Source organism: Candidatus Paraluminiphilus aquimaris, assembly GCF_026230195.1.
In the GTDB taxonomy this organism is placed as follows: domain Bacteria; phylum Pseudomonadota; class Gammaproteobacteria; order Pseudomonadales; family Halieaceae; genus Luminiphilus; species Luminiphilus aquimaris.
Window position 1 is genome coordinate 1782044 of the sequence record NZ_CP036501.1, and the last position, 19571, is coordinate 1801614.

Annotated in this window: 23 protein-coding genes; 21 read left to right on the forward strand and 2 right to left on the reverse strand. The window is 52.7% G+C overall.

The genetic code is table 11. The features are described from left to right. Nucleotides 1-89: 89 nt before the first annotated feature. Entirely contained in the window at nucleotides 90-773 is a 684-nt protein-coding gene (gene ung, locus E0F26_RS08085; RefSeq protein ID WP_279241160.1) for a uracil-DNA glycosylase, read from the forward strand. On the opposite strand, the gene ygfZ is transcribed toward ung, so the two are convergent. Continuing rightward, on the reverse strand, nucleotides 770-1585 hold the full coding sequence (gene ygfZ, locus E0F26_RS08090) for a CAF17-like 4Fe-4S cluster assembly/insertion protein YgfZ (protein WP_279241161.1): 816 nt from the start codon (nucleotides 1583-1585) through the stop codon (nucleotides 770-772). The two genes, ung and ygfZ, sit on opposite strands and share 4 nt — an antisense overlap. A 63-nt stretch (nucleotides 1586-1648) precedes the next feature. Here ygfZ and E0F26_RS08095 point away from each other — a divergent pair, with 63 nt between their 5' ends. After that, entirely contained in the window at nucleotides 1649-1939 is a 291-nt protein-coding gene (locus E0F26_RS08095) for an FAD assembly factor SdhE (protein WP_279241162.1), read from the forward strand. Here the strand turns inward: E0F26_RS08095 and nadB are convergent. Then, nucleotides 1910-3532: an L-aspartate oxidase gene (gene nadB / locus E0F26_RS08100; protein ID WP_279243212.1), complete on the reverse strand. Its 1623-nt coding sequence runs from the start codon at nucleotides 3530-3532 to the stop codon at nucleotides 1910-1912. The genes E0F26_RS08095 and nadB overlap by 30 nt on opposite strands. Before the next feature lie 179 nt (nucleotides 3533-3711). On the opposite strand from nadB, the gene rpoE reads away from it, so the two are divergent. The 19 genes from rpoE (at nucleotide 3712) to E0F26_RS08195 (ending at nucleotide 19570) form a co-directional block, all read left to right on the forward strand. Continuing rightward, a complete protein-coding gene (gene rpoE / locus E0F26_RS08105; protein WP_279241163.1) occupies nucleotides 3712-4290 on the forward strand; it encodes an RNA polymerase sigma factor RpoE in 579 nt (192 codons plus the stop codon). A 2-nt stretch (nucleotides 4291-4292) separates the two neighbouring features. Then, nucleotides 4293-4931 carry a sigma-E factor negative regulatory protein gene (locus E0F26_RS08110; RefSeq protein WP_279241164.1) on the forward strand — a complete coding sequence of 213 codons (639 nt, stop codon included), beginning with the start codon at nucleotides 4293-4295 and terminating at the stop codon, nucleotides 4929-4931. Nucleotides 4932-4934: 3 nt separating this feature from the next. Further along, nucleotides 4935-5807 carry a MucB/RseB C-terminal domain-containing protein gene (locus E0F26_RS08115; RefSeq protein ID WP_279241165.1) on the forward strand — a complete coding sequence of 291 codons (873 nt, stop codon included), beginning with the start codon at nucleotides 4935-4937 and terminating at the stop codon, nucleotides 5805-5807. A 2-nt stretch (nucleotides 5808-5809) separates the two neighbouring features. Continuing rightward, complete coding sequence (locus tag E0F26_RS08120) at nucleotides 5810-6289, forward strand: SoxR reducing system RseC family protein (protein WP_279241166.1); 480 nt, start codon at nucleotides 5810-5812, stop codon at nucleotides 6287-6289. Nucleotides 6290-6393: 104 nt separating this feature from the next. Then, complete coding sequence (locus tag E0F26_RS08125) at nucleotides 6394-7737, forward strand: Do family serine endopeptidase (RefSeq protein ID WP_279241167.1); 1344 nt, start codon at nucleotides 6394-6396, stop codon at nucleotides 7735-7737. Nucleotides 7738-7826: 89 nt separating this feature from the next. Beyond that, nucleotides 7827-9623 (forward strand): translation elongation factor 4, encoded by a 1797-nt coding sequence (lepA, locus tag E0F26_RS08130; RefSeq protein WP_279241168.1) that lies wholly within the window; start codon nucleotides 7827-7829, stop codon nucleotides 9621-9623. 25 nt (nucleotides 9624-9648) lie between these two features. Beyond that, the gene (gene lepB, locus E0F26_RS08135; RefSeq protein ID WP_279241169.1) at nucleotides 9649-10488 is read left to right on the forward strand and encodes a signal peptidase I; all 840 of its coding nucleotides are present in this window, start codon (nucleotides 9649-9651) and stop codon (nucleotides 10486-10488) included. Further along, nucleotides 10485-10868, forward strand: coding sequence for a DUF4845 domain-containing protein (locus E0F26_RS08140; protein WP_279241170.1), 384 nt, complete (start codon nucleotides 10485-10487; stop codon nucleotides 10866-10868). The genes lepB and E0F26_RS08140 overlap by 4 nt, the downstream gene beginning before the upstream one ends. Before the next feature lie 19 nt (nucleotides 10869-10887). Continuing rightward, nucleotides 10888-11577 carry a ribonuclease III gene (rnc, locus tag E0F26_RS08145; protein ID WP_279241171.1) on the forward strand — a complete coding sequence of 230 codons (690 nt, stop codon included), beginning with the start codon at nucleotides 10888-10890 and terminating at the stop codon, nucleotides 11575-11577. After that, complete coding sequence (gene era / locus E0F26_RS08150; protein ID WP_279241172.1) at nucleotides 11570-12478, forward strand: GTPase Era; 909 nt, start codon at nucleotides 11570-11572, stop codon at nucleotides 12476-12478. The genes rnc and era overlap by 8 nt, the downstream gene beginning before the upstream one ends. Next, nucleotides 12475-13218, forward strand: a complete 744-nt coding sequence (gene recO, locus E0F26_RS08155) for a DNA repair protein RecO (protein ID WP_279241173.1) — start codon at nucleotides 12475-12477, stop codon at nucleotides 13216-13218. Before era ends, recO begins: the two co-directional genes overlap by 4 nt. Continuing rightward, nucleotides 13219-13581 carry a holo-ACP synthase gene (acpS, locus tag E0F26_RS08160; RefSeq protein ID WP_279241174.1) on the forward strand — a complete coding sequence of 121 codons (363 nt, stop codon included), beginning with the start codon at nucleotides 13219-13221 and terminating at the stop codon, nucleotides 13579-13581. 45 nt (nucleotides 13582-13626) lie between these two features. Further along, on the forward strand, nucleotides 13627-14526 hold the full coding sequence (gene cysM / locus E0F26_RS08165) for a cysteine synthase CysM (RefSeq protein WP_279241175.1): 900 nt from the start codon (nucleotides 13627-13629) through the stop codon (nucleotides 14524-14526). Further along, a complete protein-coding gene (gene mazG / locus E0F26_RS08170; protein WP_279241176.1) occupies nucleotides 14523-15347 on the forward strand; it encodes a nucleoside triphosphate pyrophosphohydrolase in 825 nt (274 codons plus the stop codon). Before cysM ends, mazG begins: the two co-directional genes overlap by 4 nt. A gap of 71 nt (nucleotides 15348-15418) precedes the next feature. After that, nucleotides 15419-16057 carry an adenylate kinase gene (adk, locus tag E0F26_RS08175; RefSeq protein WP_279241177.1) on the forward strand — a complete coding sequence of 213 codons (639 nt, stop codon included), beginning with the start codon at nucleotides 15419-15421 and terminating at the stop codon, nucleotides 16055-16057. 54 nt (nucleotides 16058-16111) lie between these two features. Continuing rightward, nucleotides 16112-17035, forward strand: a complete 924-nt coding sequence (locus E0F26_RS08180; RefSeq protein ID WP_279241178.1) for a glutathione S-transferase family protein — start codon at nucleotides 16112-16114, stop codon at nucleotides 17033-17035. Between the two features lie 90 nt (nucleotides 17036-17125). Further along, the gene (locus E0F26_RS08185; RefSeq protein WP_279241179.1) at nucleotides 17126-17887 is read left to right on the forward strand and encodes an SDR family NAD(P)-dependent oxidoreductase; all 762 of its coding nucleotides are present in this window, start codon (nucleotides 17126-17128) and stop codon (nucleotides 17885-17887) included. 89 nt (nucleotides 17888-17976) lie between these two features. Then, nucleotides 17977-18294, forward strand: coding sequence for a 2Fe-2S iron-sulfur cluster-binding protein (locus E0F26_RS08190; RefSeq protein WP_279241180.1), 318 nt, complete (start codon nucleotides 17977-17979; stop codon nucleotides 18292-18294). A gap of 25 nt (nucleotides 18295-18319) precedes the next feature. Then, the gene (locus E0F26_RS08195; protein ID WP_279241181.1) at nucleotides 18320-19570 is read left to right on the forward strand and encodes a cytochrome P450; all 1251 of its coding nucleotides are present in this window, start codon (nucleotides 18320-18322) and stop codon (nucleotides 19568-19570) included. Nucleotide 19571: the final 1 nt, after the last annotated feature.

The following is a 19571-nucleotide window of genomic DNA, read 5'->3' on the forward strand; positions in this document are numbered from 1 at the left end:
AACCTAAGGCTCTTCAAATTCCCCACGTGTCGGTAGAGTGTTACAGTTGCGGGTCGCTTCAGCAAGCTACTGGGATCTCACTTTCGCTAATGATTAGACTCTGGGACCACTGCCCAATCGCATGGCGACCGACACTCGAAGATCTTTTGATGGGAGGTGTCGGTAAGGGCTTAGAGGCGTTGCTTTGTTCGGAAGTGGAGCAAGGAAAAGAGGTCTATCCCGCATTAGAGTCCGTGTTTAAGTGCCTGAGCCATCTAGAGGTCGGGGACATCAGGGCGGTGATTCTCGGTCAAGATCCCTACCATCAACCGGGTCAGGCGACGGGGCGTGCATTCGAAGTGCCTGACGGCGTGGCTGCGCCGCCCTCATTGAGAAACATATTGAAACTCGTGGCGAGGGATTTAGGTCGTGAATCAAGTCACCCCGGACTACTGGCACACTGGGAGAGCGAAGGGGTACTGCTACTTAATACGGTGCTGACCGTGAACAAGGGGGAGCCAGAGTCGCATCGCAACCAAGGGTGGGAGGTCATCACAGATCGTCTCATTGAGGCGGTTGCGCAATCCAGCACACAGACGGTCTTTTTTCTTTGGGGCGCTCATGCACAGAAAAAGGCAAAGCTTATCGAGGGAGAACAGAATCTTGTGCTAACTGCCCCCCATCCCTCGCCACTGAGTGCATACCGAGGCTTTTTCGACTCTCAACAATTTAGTCGCGCTAATGAATGGCTCTCATTGCGAGGTCAACCGCCGATTAACTGGCTTGGTGACTAAAATCGCTGAAGCGCGCTCGGCGTAGCTACGTGGTCTTGAATGCTCGCCTTGTGGCTGTCGATATCAATAACGGTCTCGCACAGGCACAGGCATTCGTCACCGTGAGCGACGCACTCTACAACCGTCCCAATGGATTTGCCCTCGACGTTCAAGATTTTATCGCCAGCGACGACGTCATTTTGGCTGGCAAGGGTGAGCAGGCGTAAGCGCCGCTTCGGTTGGCCACGGTAATGTAATCGCGCAATTATTTCTTGGCCGGTGTAGCAGCCCTTGTCGAAGTCGATGAGCCCATTGATATCAAAGTTGAGGTCTTGGGGTAGGTATTTTCCAATGGTTGCGCTGCGTACTCTTGCTTCGCCATGCGTCAGCCGATTCGCATGGTAGGTATTGGCATCGATCACCTCATTGGGACGGGGGTCTTCGTTACACCAAACCTCAGTAAACTCCCCGTTGCGAATGACGGTTACTTTTGACTCGCTCACGCTATTCGAGTCGCTATCTGCGGTTTCCCTAGAAGCCCATACCGACAGTTTGGAGGCGGTCATGCGCGTCTTTGAGAACATCAGGTACTTCTGAAGATGAGACTGAAGATAATTCGCGACCTCAGTATCGGTGCGCAGCAAAATATGGTCATCTCGCACAATAGCCGCGCAAAAGTCAGCAATGACGCGTCCCTTCAGGTCGCAGAACGCACCCTCCAAGACGCTCCCTGTCTCGGCGGCGACAAAATTTCGTGTCGTTTGACCTTGCAAAACAGTGCGCGCGTCGCTGCCTGTGAACTCCAAAATGGTATCGCTCAACTTTTGACTCATCTTCCTGACCTCAGTGATGATTGCCCACTCGAAGAATGTTCGAGTTTCGAGTAGTGTGGCGCCATGATAAACCATGATGATCACAATAGGATGCGATGGGCGAGCCGAAGGGGCTTGCTGGAACTCGATTTATTTTTAGAGGATTTTGTCGCCAATGCGTACCCCCATTTAAGCGATGACATGAAGGGGCTTTACAAGGATTTAATGGGTGAAGCCGACCAAGACCTCTTTGAGTGGCTCATGGCGCGGTCTGAACCTGCTGATGTCCTGATGCCAATCGTGATGGAAATCCGCGCACATAAAAAAGCAGAGGGTGAGCGTCGATCAACGACTGTAACGGGGCAGGACCGTTAGCTGAGATCGGCTGTTTACTGGGACCAGTACACTGTCAGCGCTGGCCTTGAGTGTGTCTGGGTAGTCGCTGTTGTAATGCAAACCTCGCGATTCCTTGCGTTCACGTGCGCATTCCACCATCAGTCTCGAGACCAACGTTAGGTTTCGCAATTCCAGCAGCTCTTTGGTGATCGTGAAGCTTGAGTAGTAATCATCAACTTCTTGCTCGAGCACCTTGAGATGGTTTGCGGCCCGCTTCAATCGACGATTCGTCCGCACAATACCGACGTAGTCCCACATCAAACGGCGTAAGGCCTGCCAGCTGTGCTTGATGACAATCGCCTCGTCAGACACTCTAACGCGGCTATCATCCCAGCGAGGTAGATTATTATATTTTTGCTGTAGACGATTGTTTTTAATATGTTTTGCCGCACTTAATGCATAGACAAAGCACTCGAGAAGCGAGTTGCTCGCCATCCGATTGGCACCGTGAAGTCCCGTGCAGGCGGTTTCCCCAATCACGTAGAGTCCGGGCAGGTCGGTAGCGCCGAATTGGTCGACAATAACGCCTCCACAGGTGTAATGCGCTGCAGGCACAACCGGTATTCTCTCAACCGCCATGTCGATGCCGAGCGCCTGACACCGGGCCTGTACGGTTGGAAAATGGGCCTCTATTTCCTCACGTGACTTATGTGTGACGTCGAGGTAGACGCAGTCGAGACCTAACCGCTTCATCTCGTAGTCAATGGCGCGGGCAACAATATCTCTTGGTGCAAGTTCGGCGCGAGGATCAAAGCGAGGCATAAATCGCTCGCCATTAGGTAAATGTAGAGTCGCGCCTTCACCCCGTAACGCTTCGGTTAGTAAAAAGGTGCGAGCCTTCGGGTCATAAAGGCACGTTGGATGAAACTGATTGAATTCTAAGTTCGCGACCCGACACCCCGCTCGCCAGGCTAGAGCGATCCCGTCCCCGGTGGCACCGTCTGGGTTGCTGGTGTAGAGGTACGCTTTACTCGCGCCACCCGTTGCAAGCGCTACCGTTGCAGCGCCAATCGTCTCCACATAGCCCGTTGTGGTGTTGAGAACGTAGGCCCCTTGAACCCTGTTGCCGTCACTAATGAGGTCGACTACGCACTTGTCTGTGAGGATTTCAACGTTTTCGCACTTTGCGATGCGCTGATTCAAGGCCTTTGAGATCGCGCTACCCGTTTGATCCGCTGCGTGAAGGATTCTTCGTATAGAGTGTCCTCCCTCCATCGTGAGGTGGAACTCTTGGAATTCATCATCGGGCTGGTCGTTTCGTAGATCGAAGTCAACGCCTTGGTCAACTAACCAGTTCACTACGTCTGTGCTTTGTTCCACGGTAAAGCGAACGGCGTCCTCATGGCAGAGCCCTGCACCCGCCTGCAGCGTGTCATTCACATGTGAGTCTACTGTGTCTCGCTCGTGTAATACCGCCGCCATGCCGCCTTGGGCCCAGGCGGTCGATCCAGAGTGCACCCCCGCCTTCGACAACAGACCGATACTCAAAGAGTCGGGTAGTTGCAACGCGAGACTAAGGCCGGCAGCACCACTGCCAACAATCAGAACGTCAAATTGTTTTGTTTCCAAGATGGACTCCAATGGATCGCTACGGCAAGCTTGGGGGCCGCGTTCCTACTATTGTTGCAAACATTATGAACTTTTCGGAAGCGGTGAAGTCATAGAATTCAAGAATTTGCGCGGCGCCCGTTAGGGACCTCTGGTTATTTGACCGATAAGCGACGCAGGCTCTGATAAAAGGAAGCGGTACGTTGGCACTGGGCGATGGGGATGACAAGCTTGTAAAACGGGCCAAAAGGGGAGACTCGAGGGCATTTGATTTACTGGTGCTTAAGTACCAAGGGCGGGTTGCGCAGTTGGTTGGGCGCTATGTAAACAACCATGCTGAGGTGGAGGATGTCACACAAGAGGCGTTCATCAAGGCTTATAGGGCGTTACCTAACTTCAGAGGCGATAGCGCCTTTTACACGTGGTTATATAGGATTGCCGCGAACGCCGCTAAAAACCATCTGGTGGCGCAAGGACGACGTCCATCGTCGGATGTCGCACTGGACGACTCGGAGTCTATTGAGATCCCGAATCGATTGAGAGACAACGAATCCCCTGACGCGGTAATCATGGGGCAAGAGCTGGAATCACTGATTTCGGCAACAATTGAAGGACTGCCAGCAGAGTTGCGTGCAGCCCTGACATTGCGAGAATTTGATGGGTTAAGTTACGAGGAGATCGCTGAGGTGTTGGAATGTCCGATCGGTACAGTGAGATCTCGTATATTTAGGGCGCGGGAAGCCATCGATTTAAAGGTGGCCGCCCAACTGCAGGGGAATTGAGTTTGAAAGAACACAATAAACAAAGCGTTTCGGGCACTTCGCCCACAGGTCGTGAAGGCGTTTCCGCGTTGATAGATGGTGAAGCAAACGACTTGGATCTCGCCAGAGTGTTGAAAGGTGGCGAGGAATCTGACGAGTTGCGCAATTACTGGCAACGTCAACAACAGTATCGTGAGGTGATGCGCTCGGGGGCTGCGTCGTTCAGCGCTGTTGATGTCAGTGGTGCAGTGCGCGAGGCTATTTCGAGTGACAAGCGTCGCTTTGCGAATCCGCTGGTGTCAATGGCCGTGGCCGCCTCCGTCACCATTGCGGTGGTCTTAGGGGGCCAGCAGGCGCTTCTTTTCTCTGACGAGCCGTTACCGATAATTACGGCACCAGGTGCTGTTGTTCAGCTTCCGGGAACAGGCGCGGTTCAGGCTAGCTTTGCGCAGCCAACATTGCCCTTATCGCAAAATTCGAGGGCTGCGCAGGTGGATAAAAGCGCTGGCCGTAGAGCCGAGGCGGCAACGACGCGAGCGTTCTACAATGAGCTTGCCGAAAAACGCTCATCTTCATTGGGTGCTGTTCATCAGGCGACCGCGGCTGATGTCAGTATCTCCCCGTTCATTGCGCGACTGGCAGAGCCTCAGGTGGATCAGTAAACATTGACCACAAAGAAGCTGTTAATACCGCGTTTTTTTCTTGTTGTCGGCGTCTTTTTAGGGGGCGGGCTTTCACAGGCCGCGGGCGCTCAGTGTGGCGTTGACCCCGAAGCCGCGAGCTATCTAGAGAGGCTGCAGCAGTCACGAGATACGTATGCTGTAAGCGGAACATTCTTGCGAGAGTCTGCAGGTGCGCGCGATTTCATATCAGTGAATCGAAGCGATGCGCCCGAGGGCACCGCGGAGTATTTCAATTCAAACGCCAATAATGCACAGCAATCATTTGGCTTGCCTCTGGGGAGATACCTCGATCCCTGTGAGGTATTCGAGTTTTACACACTTGCGATCACTGCTGGTCCAAAGGTCGCCGGCAAGTCGACCCGCGTTCTCCAGTTGAGACCAAGAGACACCCTGAGGCTTGGTTATAGCCTAGCGCTTGAGGAAAAGTCTGGTGTGATTTTAAGATCGGACACCATCAGCGAAAAAGGCGAGTTACTCGAGCGGCACGAATTCGCAACGGTGACCATTGCATCGTTGTCGAAAGAGCCGTCGCCGGAGCAGGCGGCGCCAACACGCCCACGCTTTGTCAAAGTGGCGGGTTTGCCAAACGGTTATCGCGCACGTCTTGCTCGTGGTTTTGAGGAGCGAGCTTTATTCGTCTCCGATGGTATCGCGGCGGCGACGGTTATTTTTGAACCCCTGCCGAGCACCACGAAGCCAGGTGAGGGTGCTGTGCGGCGCGGGGCGACCTTGACGTACACTCGAGGCAGTGTCGTCTCTGGAAAGAACATCCTTGTCACCGTCATCGGCGAAGTGCCCCTGGCGGCAGCGCGAGTCATTGCTGACGCGGTAAAGCTCACAGCTGGACAGCAATAAGCATGGATATCATTGAATCAGGACGCGTGGTTGCGATTGAGGAGAGCGGCGTTTGGGTCGAGACGATTCGCAGCTCCGCTTGTGGGTCGTGTGCGGCAAGGTCTGGTTGCGGGCACAGAACGCTTGCCGGGATGCTTACGGGCGATAAAGGCCTTGTAAGGGCAAGGAATTCGGAACGGCTGCAGGCCGCTTTGTGTTCAATCAATGACAGGGTTGAAATTTCGATCCGTGGATCCACATTAACGAAAAGCGCGTTAACCTTGTACGGTGGTCCGCTCGGGTTGGGCTTAGCGTTGGCAATGTCACAGGCTGATCGCAGCGATCTTTACGTGGCAGGTGCTTTTTTTGTTGGGCTCGCTGTGGGTTTTATATGCCTTCGTTGGATGGATGCGCGCGGTCTACTTGGAAATACTGAGCCGGTATTAGAACGGCTAGTAGAGACCGCCGTACAGCCCGTTATGGTCGTCGATCCAACGCAGTAACTCGTTGGGTAAGAAAAAAGCACGGGTTAACTAATTCTCGGAGTTTTCATATGTTGTTAAGAGCCATTTTGTGTTCTTTGTGTCTCTCTTTAAGTCCTCTCACCATGGCGTCGCTGCCAGATTTCACAGGTATCGTTGAGGATTCCTCGCCAGCCGTTGTCAAAGTTGTGGCAGAGGCGAGAGCGCCGGCCTCAAATAGCTCAGATCAAATGGAGCAGTTTGAGGAGTTAGACCAACTACCCGAGGCGTTAAAGCGATTTTTTCAAAACCGAAATCCGCCCGCACCCCGAGGCGGCTCCGGGTCGGGGTTCATAATCTCCGCTGATGGGTACATCGTGACCAACCACCACGTCGTCGATGGTGCGGACCGCGTCATAGTGAGACTTTCAGATCGCCGAGAGTACGATGCGGTGGTCGTTGGGACGGATCAGCGGTCGGACTTGGCATTATTGCGGGTCGATGCGAAAAAGCTGCCCTATGTGAAGTTGGGAAAATCGGGTGATCTCAAGGTCGGACAGTGGGTGTTGGCCATAGGGTCTCCGTTTGGATTGGATTATTCAGTCACGGCTGGCATCGTAAGCGCTAAAGGGCGCAGCCTCCCTACCGAGCGTGGCGAAAACTACGTACCCTTTATTCAAACCGACGTCGCGATTAATCCCGGCAATTCGGGTGGTCCATTGTTTAATCTAGACGGCGAAGTCGTGGGTGTTAACTCCCAGATCTTTACGCGCTCAGGCGGCTCGATTGGCTTGAGTTTTGCCATTCCATCTAAAGTCGTCAGAAACATTGTTGAGCAATTACGCGAAAATGGAGCGGTGGTTCGTGGCTGGCTGGGCGTCAGTATTCAGAATGTGGATCGTACACTTGCTGAGTCCTTTGATTTGGATCGTCCACGAGGCGCTTTAGTGGCTCAAGTGGGCGAGGGGTCACCGGCTGAGCGAGCAGGTATTCAGTCGGGTGACATCATTGTCGAAGTGGACGGCGAGTCAATAGAGGTGTCCGCGGATCTCCCGCATGTAATAGGCTTAATTTCCCCTGGATCAACGGTTTCCATGACGCTTATTCGCGAGGGTGACGCCGAGACGATTTCGGTGGAAATCGGTGCGCTGGAGGCTGACCAGACGCCGCGTGTCGTCGCGAGTGTATCGGAACCCGGTGTCTTGAAGGCGCTGGGGATGAGCGTCAGAGACCTTGATCGTGAGAGCGAGGCAGAAGGTGAGTTGCGCGGTGGCGTGGTCGTTATGGAGGTTGCGATCAATTCTGCCGCGTATGAAGCCGGTGTCAGAGAGGGGGACGTGATCACACGCTTTGGTCGAAAAGCGATTAGTCGCTTGGCCGATATGGAGGTTGCGCTGGATGGAATTGAGTCGGGTGACTCCGTGTCGCTGAGACTCATTCGCCAAGGTGCGCCTTTGTTCATTGGTATCAAAGTACCGGAAAATGACTGACGCCTAAGTGGGCATCGGACTCGCGCCTGCGCTAAACTGCGCGCGCTCGGGGCGCGGTTCAGCGCCCCCATTATTCAAAGGGAGTTAGCGTGACCGAATTGAGTCACATTCGAAATTTTTCCATCATCGCGCATATCGATCATGGCAAGTCGACGCTCGCGGATCGCTTCATACAACACTGTGGGGGCTTATCTGACCGAGAAATGGAGGCGCAGGTTCTTGACTCCATGGATCTAGAGAGAGAGCGCGGTATTACCATTAAAGCGCAGAGCGTTACTCTCAATTACACCGCCCGGTCAGGCGAGGTCTATCAGCTCAATTTCATCGATACGCCCGGACACGTTGATTTTTCGTATGAAGTTTCTCGATCGCTTGCCGCCTGTGAGGGGGCGCTGCTCGTTGTGGACGCAGGGCAGGGGGTCGAGGCGCAGTCCGTGGCTAACTGTTATACGGCCATCGAGCAAGGCTTGGAGGTGCTCCCTATCCTGAACAAGATGGATCTGCCGCAAGCGGAGCCAGAACGTGTTCAAAATGAAATCGAAGAGATTATTGGGATTGAGGCCAGCGAGGCAGTTCCTGTCAGCGCGAAAACGGGCCTTGGTATCGAAGATGCTCTGGAGTATCTCGTTGAGAATATCTCAGCACCCGAAGGGGACAGAGAAAAGCCGCTGCAAGCATTAATCATAGACTCCTGGTTTGACAATTATCTCGGTGTCGTCTCACTTGTACGTGTAAAAGAAGGACGGCTCAAGAAGCGCGACAAGTTTATGGTGAAGTCCACCAAGAAGGTGCATCAAGCCGACATGGTAGGCGTGTTCACACCGCGGCGTACCGTCACTGATCAACTTCAAGCGGGTGAGGTTGGATTCATTGTCGCCGGTATCAAAGATATTAAGGGCGCCCCTGTCGGCGATACGCTCATTGCGTCTAATGCGCCAGATACTCAGGCTTTACCGGGTTTTCAAGAAGTAAAACCGCAGGTTTATGCGGGTATTTTTACGATCAATGCGGACGATTACGAAGACTTTCGTGACGCATTAGGCAAGCTTACACTGAACGACGCATCGTTGTTTTATGAGCCCGAGACTTCCGACGCACTTGGCTTTGGGTTCCGCTGTGGATTTCTTGGCATGCTGCACATGGAAATCATTCAGGAACGGTTGGAGCGAGAGTACGGTCTGGACCTCATCACAACCGCACCGACCGTTATTTACGAGGTCGTGAAAAAGTCGGGCGATGTCGTGAATGTTGATAATCCATCCAAACTTCCGGATTTAGGTGATATCGAAAGCATGCGAGAACCCATCGCGCGCTGTACGATACTGACGCCCCAAGACTACCTCGGTGCCGTCATTACGCTCTGCGTCGAAAAGCGTGGTGCGCAAGTAGACCTTCAATTCTTGGGGCAACAGGTCCAAGTTATCTACGACGTACCCATGGCCGAGGTTGTCCTCGACTTTTTTGACCGGCTAAAGTCGGTAAGTCGCGGTTATGCATCGCTTGATTACGGTTTTGAGCGCTTTGAAACTGCCCCGTTGAGTAAGTTAGATGTCCTCATTAATGGCGACCGAGTCGATGCTTTGTCCGTAATCGTGCATCGCGATTACATCCAAAGTCGTGGTCGCGTTCTGACAGAGAAGATGAAAGAGCTTATTCCTCGTCAGATGTTCGACGTTGCCATTCAGGCCGCTGTCGGAGGGAAAATCGTAGCGCGTCAGACGGTTAAGGCATTGCGTAAGAACGTTACTGCGAAATGCTACGGCGGCGATGTCACGCGGAAAAAGAAGCTCTTAGAGAAACAAAAAGCGGGCAAGAAGCGAATGAAGCAGGTCGGAAATGTCGAAATTCCTCAATCAGCGTTCCTTGCAGTGCTTCAGGTAGACTAGAAGCCAATTAGAGAGGGCCCAGCTTTTGAATATAGACCTACCCCTTATTTTAACGATCGTCGTTGGGGTGAGCGGCAGTATCTGGTTGCTTGACGCACTGTTTTTGGCGCGCCCGCGCGCGGCTCGCTTAGCGGTGCTACAACAGCAGTTCCCAAAATGGAACGACCCCGAGTCAGCGGATGCGAAACTATTCATCGAATCGGCTGTAGGGGAGGCGAGTGAACCTTTGGTAGTGGAATACGCCAAGTCATTCTTTCCCTTACTGGCCTTTGTTCTCGTGCTTCGCTCCTTTTTATACGAGCCCTTCCAAATTCCCTCATCCTCAATGGTCCCAACGCTCCAAGTGGGGGATTACATTCTGGTCAATAAATACAATTACGGCTTGAGGTTACCGGTGACACGAACCAAGGTTTGGGATGTTTCGAGTCCAGACCGAGGTGACGTCATGGTGTTTTATCCGCCGCATGCCAATGAGACGTATTACATAAAACGCGTGATAGGCATTCCTGGGGATCGCATTCAGTACCGCAATAAGCAGCTCACGGTGAACGGCAAACTCGTTCCAAGGGAGTGGTTGGCTGAGATTCCGGGCACGCGTCGACTGCAAATCGGACTTGAGCAACCAAGAGACGACAAGTCTCACTTGGTTCAGGTGGATCTCTCGCGACCCATTCGAGATTTCAGTGTGGTCGTAAGGCCCGGGCACTACTTTATGATGGGTGATAACAGGGATAATAGCCTGGACAGCCGTGTTTGGGGCCAGGTTCCTGAGCGAGATATCGTTGGTCAGGCTGTGGCGATATGGATGCATTGGGAGTCGATCTTCAGTATCCCAAGTTTTGATAGGGTAGGCGGCCTCAATTGAATAAGTCTTGGACTGCAACGCGTCAGAACCAGTCTGGGGCGTCCACCGTTCAACTGCTCTGTTACGCGCTGTCGGGCTGGCTCGTCCTTACCGTGCTCTTAAGGTTAACGCCCATTTATTTAGAGCACAGAGTCATTGTGTCGGTTTTAGAGACGATAGTTCAGGAATACGATCCAGCGGACGATACCTCCTTGCAGCTTCGTAAAAAACTCAACAATGCGTGGTCTCTTAACTCAGTCGATCAAGTGGACGCATCCGAAGTGAAAATCAGGCGCCGCAGAGCTCAGCTTACCCTCCAGCTCGAGTACGAGGTTGATTTTCCCCTTGTGGGGGGCGTTCGCGGTGTGTGGTCGTTTGAAGAGAGATTAACGACGCCGTGATCGTTTTCGGAGAGACGCCTTGCCGACACTGACACTCAAACCTAAATTGGCGAACCTCGAGCGGCGCATCGGTTATCAGTTCGAGGATCCTGCACTTTTATTGCAAGCACTAACCCATCGAAGTTTTGGTGCCACGAATAATGAGCGCTTGGAGTTCATTGGCGATGGTTTGGTTAATGCGGTGGTCGCGATGCTGTTGTTTTCGGCGCACCCGTCGCTGGATGAGGGTAGTCTGAGTCGGCTGCGTTCAAAACTCGTTTCCAAGGACGGTCTCGCTGTCATTGCAAAGCGCTTTGATCTTGGGTCACTGCTTCAGCTGGGCACCGGTGAGCGTAAAAGTGGTGGGCGGCACCGAGACAGTATTTTAGCGGACGCCGTAGAGGCCATAGCCGGCGCTATTTTGGTGGAGACGGATTTCGGACGAGCAAGTGCAATCGTCTCACAGTGGTTTGTAGAGGGTGTTGCCAGCCTTGACACTACCTCGACCCGTGACGCTAAGACGTTATTGCAAGAGTGGCTGCAGGGAAAGGGTTATGCCTTACCTCAGTATACGGTCGTATCCGTTACCGGAGAGGACCACAATCAACAGTTTGAAGTATCGTGCCACAGCGACGTAGGTGACCTTGTAACGTATGGGCGTGCGTCCAGCCGCAAAAAAGCTGAGCAGGCGGCAGCGCACGACCTTTTGGAGATTCTGATTAATGAATAATGAGTCCGCCACCCGTTGCGGTTTAGTGGCTTTGGTTGGCCGACCCAATGTTGGGAAGTCGACATTGCTTAATTTCCTGCTGGAACAGAAATTGAGCATCACTTCACGTAAACCACAGACAACCCGTCAGCAGGTCTTAGGTGTCAAGACTGTAGACAGTGATCAGATGATTTTCGTCGATACACCAGGACTACATCGCAACGAGCCCAAGGCCATTAATAAGGCTATGAACCGCTCGGCAACTTCGGCTATGTCGGATGTGGATCTGGTGCTTTTTCTGATCGATCGAGCGAAATGGACTGAGGAAGATAGCTGGATTTTGGAGAAAATCGAGTCAGCGAGCGCACCTGTCGCGCTGGTCATCAACAAAATGGATTTGCTGGATGACCCGAACAGTTTGTTGCCAGAACTCGAGACGCTTCAAGCGCGGAGCAATTTTGCAGGCGTATTTCCGGTGTCAGCTCTGAGGCAAAAGAATCTGGATGTGTTGGAGTCTTTCGTTCGAGAGCAGCTCCCCGAGGGACATCACCTGTTTCCTGAGGGACAAATCACAAATCGCACCGAACGTTTCCTCGCCGCTGAACTTATTCGTGAGAAAATAATCCGGCAACTCTGCGACGAACTACCTCATACCTCCGCTGTTGAAATTGAGGGATTTCAGAGCGACGACCGCGGCGTGTTGCACATCAGCGCTATTATTTTTGTTGAGCGTGACGGGCAGAAGCGTATTGTCATTGGTACTGGTGGTGCGAGGCTTAGATCAATTGGTACTGAAGCGCGGCGTGACATGGAAAAGGCGTTCGACAACAAGGTCATGCTCAAGCTTTGGGTGAAAGTAAAGTCTGGTTGGTCTGATGATATTCGTGCGCTGCGAAGTTTGGGATTAGAAGGTGATACGTGAAAACCTCCGTTCAACCGGCTTGGGTACTAGGACGAAGAGCCTACCGCGACTCAAGCCTGTTAGTTGAATTGCTGACGGCGGACAGCGGTCGCGCCTCAGTCGTAGTAAAGGGCGCACATCGAAAGCAGCGCGGCGGGTCGTTTGCGAGCTTAATGCAGCCCTTTTGCCCGATCCTTGTGGCGCTCGGTGGACAGTCCGAATTGAAATACCTCTCATCTGCTGAGACAGCCGGTGTGGCGATTTCACTGCCGGGAGAGCGGCTTTTTTCAGGCTTGTATATGAATGAGTTGCTAGTCCGCTTACTCCCCAAGTGGGACTCGGTACCCCAATTGTTTGCGAGTTACGGCGCGTCATTAGTTGAACTTGGCGAAAGGGCGGACCTCGATCTCACGCTGCGTCGCTTTGAAATAGCGCTTTTTGAGGAGCTGGGTTATGAAATCCAGTGGGACTCTGATCACAGAGGTCAGCGTTTCAAAGCGGAGTGTTCGTATCTATTTGTTCCTGACCGAGGGTTTGTTGAGAGCGAGCAAAGTCAATCTGAGGGGCTATTGTCAGGGGCTGAATTAATAAAGCTTAACAGTTGGTATCGTGAGCGGACTGCGTTGGATGAAGGTGCCCGCAGAGTACTTAAAAAGATGATGCGACAAGCCATCGACTACCGTCTTGACGGTCGGCCCTTGAAGGTTAGGGAAGCTTTTGGCCAATGGCGTGATCTGAGTCAGCCCAAAGGAGATGAGTAAGTGCTTGGCATTGGTGTTGATATTGTGAAAATAGCGCGTGTTGAGCGCGTATTTGAAAAGTTTGGCCCTAAATTTACCCGTAAAATTCTATCGAATAGAGAGATGGGGCAGCACTCGGTGGATGCACGCTTTCTCGCCAAGCGCTTCGCAGCCAAAGAGGCGATCGTGAAGGCCCTGGGTACTGGGTTTCGTGATGGCGTCACCATGTCCTGTATCAGTATTGAGAAAAACAGCTTAAATCAGCCGCAGGTGATATTGGACGGTGCAGCTCAGGCACGTTTGATCAGTATGGGGGGCCGAGATGTGTTGTTGTCGCTTTCGGACGAAGTAGATACCGTCGTGGCATTTGCCGTTGTACGATAATGATAGACCGCCGCCTGTCCGCGTGATTGCTGAGATTTTGAAGAAATGTCGTTTGAAGCTTACCCAACCATAGAGTCCACGATTGGTCAGACTCCGCTGGTACGTCTTCAGCGGATGATGCGAAATCCAAATAGTGTCGTTTTAGCGAAGCTCGAGGGCAACAATCCTGCGGGCTCTGTGAAAGATCGACCGGCCATGAACATGATTCGTGAAGCCGAGATGCGCGGCCAGATTAAGCCGGGAGATACCATCATTGAAGCAACGAGTGGCAATACAGGCATAGCGCTCGCTATGGCGGCCGCAATTCGTGGGTACAAGATGAAATTGATCATGCCGAGTCATATGAGCGCAGAGCGAAAGTGGTCTATGGAAGCTTACGGCGCTGAGCTTATCGAAGTGAGTCAGCAGGAAGGCATGGAAGGTGCTCGTGACCTCGCAGCAAACATGGCAACGCGAGGCGAGGGAATTGTGCTCGATCAGTTCGCTAACAACGACAACCCCCTTGGACATGTTAGTTCTACAGGTCCCGAAATTTGGGAGCAAACGGACGGACAGGTCACGCACTTTGTTAGTTCAATGGGCACAACGGGAACAATTATGGGTGTTTCCGCTTTCTTGAAAAGTAAAAATAGCGACATTGAAATCATTGGTTTACAGCCCATCGAGGGCTCACAGATCCCGGGAATTCGGCGTTGGCCTGAGGCGTATCGGCCGGCTATTTTCGATCCGGCAGCTGTCGATCAAGTCATTGATGTTTCGCAGACTCGCGCGGAGGAAACAATGCGCCGAATGGCGCGCGAGGAGGGTATCTTTGCGGGTGTGTCGTCCGGTGGCTCCATTGCAACGGCGATCGATATTGCCGAAGCGAACGACGGCGTTACGGTGGTGGCGATTGTCTGCGACCGCGGTGATCGTTATTTGTCTACCGGTGTTTATCAAGGATGAAGGACAAGACTTACGGTATCACTGAGTTGCAGCGGCTCATGGAGCGTCTTCGGGACCCTGATACGGGTTGTCCATGGGACCTTAAGCAGACATACCAGTCGATCGCGCCTTTTACGCTCGAGGAATGTTTGGAGTTGATCGATGCGCTTGAACAGAACGACTTTGACCATGTCGAAGAGGAGCTCGGCGATCTGTTGTTTCAGGTGATCTTCTACGCTCAGCTGGGAAAGGAGGAGGGCCGTTTTGATTTCGATACGGTGGTCTCACGCATCACAACGAAGTTATTGCGCCGCCATCCCCATGTATTCAAAGACGGTGACTTAGAGGGTGTGATAACCGATCGAGCTTCGATCACCTCTATCAAGACCAACTGGGAAGCAGAAAAAGCGGCTGAGAGAGCGGCTCGATCGCAGCAGAGTGCCATGGATGATATCCCTATGACACTGAGCGCACTTGCACGGGCTCAAAAGCTTCAAAAGCGCGGTGCGTCTTTGGGATACGACTTTTCGTCTTCAGACGGGGTTTTATCTCGACTTGATGATGAGCTTGACGAACTGTCCCGGGCCCGTGAAAACCATGACCGGGAAGAGATCGAGAATGAGTTAGGCGACGTATTATTCACCGTCGTAAATCTAGCGCGACACTTGAAGGTTGATGCTGAGGCCTCACTGCGCAAAGCTAATCGTAGGTTTGAGCAAAGGGTTAGGCGAGCTGAGAGTGCAGCGATTGACGCGGGCAGTCGACTTCAAGATGAATCGGTTGAGCGTTTAGAAGAGCGATGGTCTGCAGCTAAGGCTGAAGAGCGAAAAGACGACTTGTAAGCAAAGCGCTCACTGTGTATTTTCTCGCTCTTCGGTCGCAATGCTGACGAATAACAGCAAATAGGAACAACATGCGAATTATTCTTTTGGGTGCCCCTGGTGCCGGTAAAGGCACTCAAGCCGCTTTTCTGTGCGATCACTTCGGTATCCCTCAGATCAGCACGGGTGATATGTTACGTAGCGCTGTCAAAGCCGGTACGGAGCTAGGCAAGCGAGCTAAGATCATTATGGATGAGGGCGGCCTCGTTTCCGATGACATTATCATTGGGCTGGTAAAAGATCGCCTTTCTGAGGCGGACTGCCTAAATGGTTGTTTATTCGATGGTTTTCCAAGAACAATTCCGCAGGCTGAGGCTATGGTCGAGGCGGGGATCGACATTGATCAGGTCATTGAGATCGACGTCGACCATGAAGAAATTGTGTCACGCATGAGCGGGCGCAGAGTCCATCCCGGTAGCGGACGTGTTTACCACGTCGAGCACAATCCCCCTCAAGTCCCCGGCGTTGACGACGTGACGGGCGAGGCACTAATTCAGCGTGATGATGATGCTGAAGAAACCGTTCGGCATCGCTTGAGTGTGTATGAGAGTCAAACTCGGCCCCTGGTCGACTTTTATACAAATCTAGCGGGACCCGAATATCACCGCATAAACGGTGTGGGACTGGTTGATTCGGTGACGCAGAGCATAAGAGCGGCCCTGGGTCAGTAGTAATCCTACCCTTAGGCGACTAAGCTTGATTCCCAATCGATCTGGGGACCTGTCATGCGACATAACGAAATAATTCTGTACCACTACCCGGCGTCACCGTATGCCGAAAAAGTGCGTTTGATGGCGGGGTGTTTGGGGGTTCCATGGCACTCCGTAGAGGTGCCTATACAGCCTCCCCGTGAGACCTTGTCACTGCTTGCTGGCGGCTACAGACGGATTCCAGTGGCACAGGTTGGCGCCGATATCTATTGCGACACGGCCCTGATTTCAGAGCAAATTATTGCCCGCACCACCTCGCCCCTTGCAACCGACAGTGAAGCGGTGGTGGCACTTGCTGATCACGCAGAGCAGCAGGCCTTTTTTGCCGCGATTCGACAAAATTCTCAATTGAAAACCGCGATGGGATTGATCTTCAAATTAGGTTTCAAGGGGATGATGGCCTTTGCAAAGGACAGAGCAACCTTTGCGGTGGGCTATGCGCCTGCGATGCTGACACCCGCCGAGGCCAAGGCGGTCTTTAAGCAATACTTGGAAGATCTCGCTGCAAATCTATCAAGCGCGCGCTTCTTGGGTGGCGATACGCCATGTTTGGGCGATTTCCGCTGCTACCACCCTATTTTTCTTGCCATCGCGTTTCAAAGTGTCAAGGAAGCCCACTTACCCGAAGCGGTTAGGGCATGGATGAAAAGGGTCGAAGCGTTCGGTTGGGGGCAAGTATCAGTCATGACAGACCTCGACGCCCTTGAAGTTGCGCGCTCAGAGACGCCAGACCCTATGAATGAAGCGGCAGCAGCGCACGCCGACGTCGGAGAATGGGTAACGGTTTCGCCAACGGATACCGGGAAAGTCCCTGTCACGGGAACCCTTGTGGGTATGGATGCTGAGCGAATCAGTCTGCTGCGTCGGTCTGACGATGTGGGCGATGTGCACGTACACTTTCCAACAGCAGGCTTTGAGTGCATAAAAATCAATCAATAGGCTGCAACCTGTGCACGCACTGATGGCAGCGAGCAAATTCAAGGATCCCCGGGATCTGGCTATGTTTTTCACACTCAGGAAAGGACTTCGATGAGGGGCACAGCACTTATTACCGGCGCATCATCAGGATTGGGTGCCGAATTTGCGAAGCAACTCGCAGTGTCAGCCGATCATTTGATTTTGGTGGCTCGCAGGGGAGACAAACTCCGTTCGTTAGCCGAATCGGTCTCAACGTCGACCACAATCATTGAATGCGACTTAAGTTTGCCGCAATCGCCCAAGTGGCTTTGCGAGCGCATTGCCGAGCTGGGACTGTCTGTTGATGTGTTGGTGAACAATGCGGGAATCGCAGGCCCAAATTTACTCGCGGTAAGTGATTTCAACGAACAACATGCGTTTGAGCAGTTGATGATGACAACGGTGGCGGAACTGTGTGCGCGCTTGGTGCCTGAGATGCAGCGGCGTGGCTACGGTCGGGTGATCAACGTTGCCTCGGTCGCTGGGCGCTTTCCGAGTTCAAATACGGGTAACTATGGGCCATCAAAAGCGTACGTGATCGCCGTATCAGAGGAGTTGAATCTGGCGGCAAAAGCCGACGGAGTTTTCGTTTCCGCGTTATGCCCGGGCTTTACGCACACCGAGTTTCACGAGGTCGCGGGTATGATGGATACGAAAAATAGCTCACCGAAGTGGATTTGGTACGAAGCAAGCACCGTCGTAACGGACGGTATCAATGGCTGCGAAGCAGGTCGCGCTGTGGTTATTTCGGGACGACTTTATCGGTGGCTTGATCCCTTCCTTCGCTCAGGACTTCTAAGGCCGATCATATTGCGGATGACCGGTACCCGATAGAAGCACTGGGCCTTCGGTAAAGACTAGCCTAGTCGACTGAAATAATTCACAATCCTTCGCCGAAGAATCACTCAAATTAAGGTTATGTAATGCCAGTCATTAAGTTTATTGAGTTTGATGGTACGGAACATGAGGTCGATGCCGATGGTGGTATGAGCGTCATGGAAGTTGCTATGAAATACGATGTTCCAGGTATCGACGCTGACTGTGGCGGAGGCGCCGTTTGCGGCACCTGCCACTGCTTTGTCGAGGAGTCAGCAGGCCCACTGCCAGACGTGGACCCTCAAGAGGAGTCGATGCTTGGCTTGCGTCCCGACCGTGAGAGCAATTCGCGACTAAGCTGTCAGTTGCAGGTGAGTGACAGCATCGGCGATATGACGATAAAACTACCTGAATTTCAGATGTAAATCGACTGACTTAGGTCGTGATCAAGTGAGTGCCGCCTACGCAGATATCAGTAAAACACCGCTCTGTGAGTTGGATGTGTCAGATCCGTTGCGCTTTGAAAATGACACGTGGCAACCGTTATTTGAGCGCTTGCGAGCAGAGTCGCCTGTGCACTATCAGGCGGACAGTCCAGCTGGACCTTTTTGGTCCATATCGCGATTCGAAGATATCGTAGAGATAGAGAAGAATACCGAGGTCTTTTCCTCGGAGCCCACAATCGCCATTGTTGATCCACCGCCGGATCGTCGCTCTCCCATGTTCATCGCCATGGACCAGCCTGAGCACGACGTGCAGCGAAGAGCTGTCCAGCCGGTCGTCGCACCTAAGAATCTACAAGAGTTTGAAGCTCTGATCCGTAAACGCTCTGGGGAGGCCCTCGACGCATTGCCTGAGGGTGAAACCTTTGATTGGGTGGAATTGGTGTCGCGAAATCTCACAACGCAGATGTTAGCGACGCTTTTTGATTTTCCTTGGGAGCTGCGCCACAAGTTATCAGAGTGGTCAGATGCGGTGACCTCGGACGAGCGCATGACAGCGGGCCAGGGTTTGACACGGGATGAACGGATCGAGGTCATCATGGAGATCCTCGAGGTTTTTACAAGACTCTGGCACCAACGTAAAGACGATGGTGTTGAGTCGTTTGACCTCATTCGGTTGCTCCAGCGAGACCCTCACACCGCTAACATGGTGGATGACCCCAAGAATTATGTTGGCAATCTGATGCTGTTGATTGTTGGCGGTAACGATACGACCCGTAACTCTATGTCTGGCGGAGTTCTATTTCTTAATGAAAATCCCGAGCAATTTCAGCGCGTTAAAGACGATCACTCTCTGATATCGGCGATGGTATCTGAGATTATTCGCTATCAAACACCGCTGTCACACATGCGAAGAACACTCACACGAGATGTCGAGTTTCGGGGTCAGCAAATGAAGGCTGGTGACAAGGTCGTTCTCTGGTACTGCTCAGCGAATCGTGATGCGTCCGTAATAGAAAATGCCGACGCCTTTCAAATTGATCGCCAAAGCGTGAGAAACCATGCGTCTTTTGGGTTCGGTATTCATCGATGCATGGGGAATAGACTTGCAGAGATGCAGCTTCGTGTCGTCTGGGAAGAGGCATTGAAGCGTTTTAGCGATATCAAATTGATGGCGCCACCCACTCGGCTTTGTCATAACTTTGTAAGGGGTTATTCCGCGATGCCGGTACAAGTCACTCGGTTATCGAACGGATAGA

What these genes read in the sequence shown, in the direction of transcription:
- era (WP_279241172.1), top strand. Translation starts at nt 11,570, where the DNA reads ATGAATAATGAGTCCGCCACCCGTTGCGGTTTAGTGGCTTTGGTTGGC.
- ung (WP_279241160.1), top strand. Translation starts at nt 90, where the DNA reads ATGATTAGACTCTGGGACCACTGCCCAATCGCATGGCGACCGACACTC.
- adk (WP_279241177.1), top strand. Translation starts at nt 15,419, where the DNA reads ATGCGAATTATTCTTTTGGGTGCCCCTGGTGCCGGTAAAGGCACTCAA.
- mazG (WP_279241176.1), top strand. Translation starts at nt 14,523, where the DNA reads ATGAAGGACAAGACTTACGGTATCACTGAGTTGCAGCGGCTCATGGAG.
- cysM (WP_279241175.1), top strand. Translation starts at nt 13,627, where the DNA reads ATGTCGTTTGAAGCTTACCCAACCATAGAGTCCACGATTGGTCAGACT.
- E0F26_RS08185 (WP_279241179.1), top strand. Translation starts at nt 17,126, where the DNA reads ATGAGGGGCACAGCACTTATTACCGGCGCATCATCAGGATTGGGTGCC.
- E0F26_RS08120 (WP_279241166.1), top strand. Translation starts at nt 5,810, where the DNA reads ATGGATATCATTGAATCAGGACGCGTGGTTGCGATTGAGGAGAGCGGC.
- E0F26_RS08125 (WP_279241167.1), top strand. Translation starts at nt 6,394, where the DNA reads ATGGCGTCGCTGCCAGATTTCACAGGTATCGTTGAGGATTCCTCGCCA.
- ygfZ (WP_279241161.1), bottom strand. Translation starts at nt 1,585, where the DNA reads ATGAGTCAAAAGTTGAGCGATACCATTTTGGAGTTCACAGGCAGCGAC.
- E0F26_RS08095 (WP_279241162.1), top strand. Translation starts at nt 1,649, where the DNA reads ATGATAAACCATGATGATCACAATAGGATGCGATGGGCGAGCCGAAGG.
- E0F26_RS08180 (WP_279241178.1), top strand. Translation starts at nt 16,112, where the DNA reads ATGCGACATAACGAAATAATTCTGTACCACTACCCGGCGTCACCGTAT.
- E0F26_RS08190 (WP_279241180.1), top strand. Translation starts at nt 17,977, where the DNA reads ATGCCAGTCATTAAGTTTATTGAGTTTGATGGTACGGAACATGAGGTC.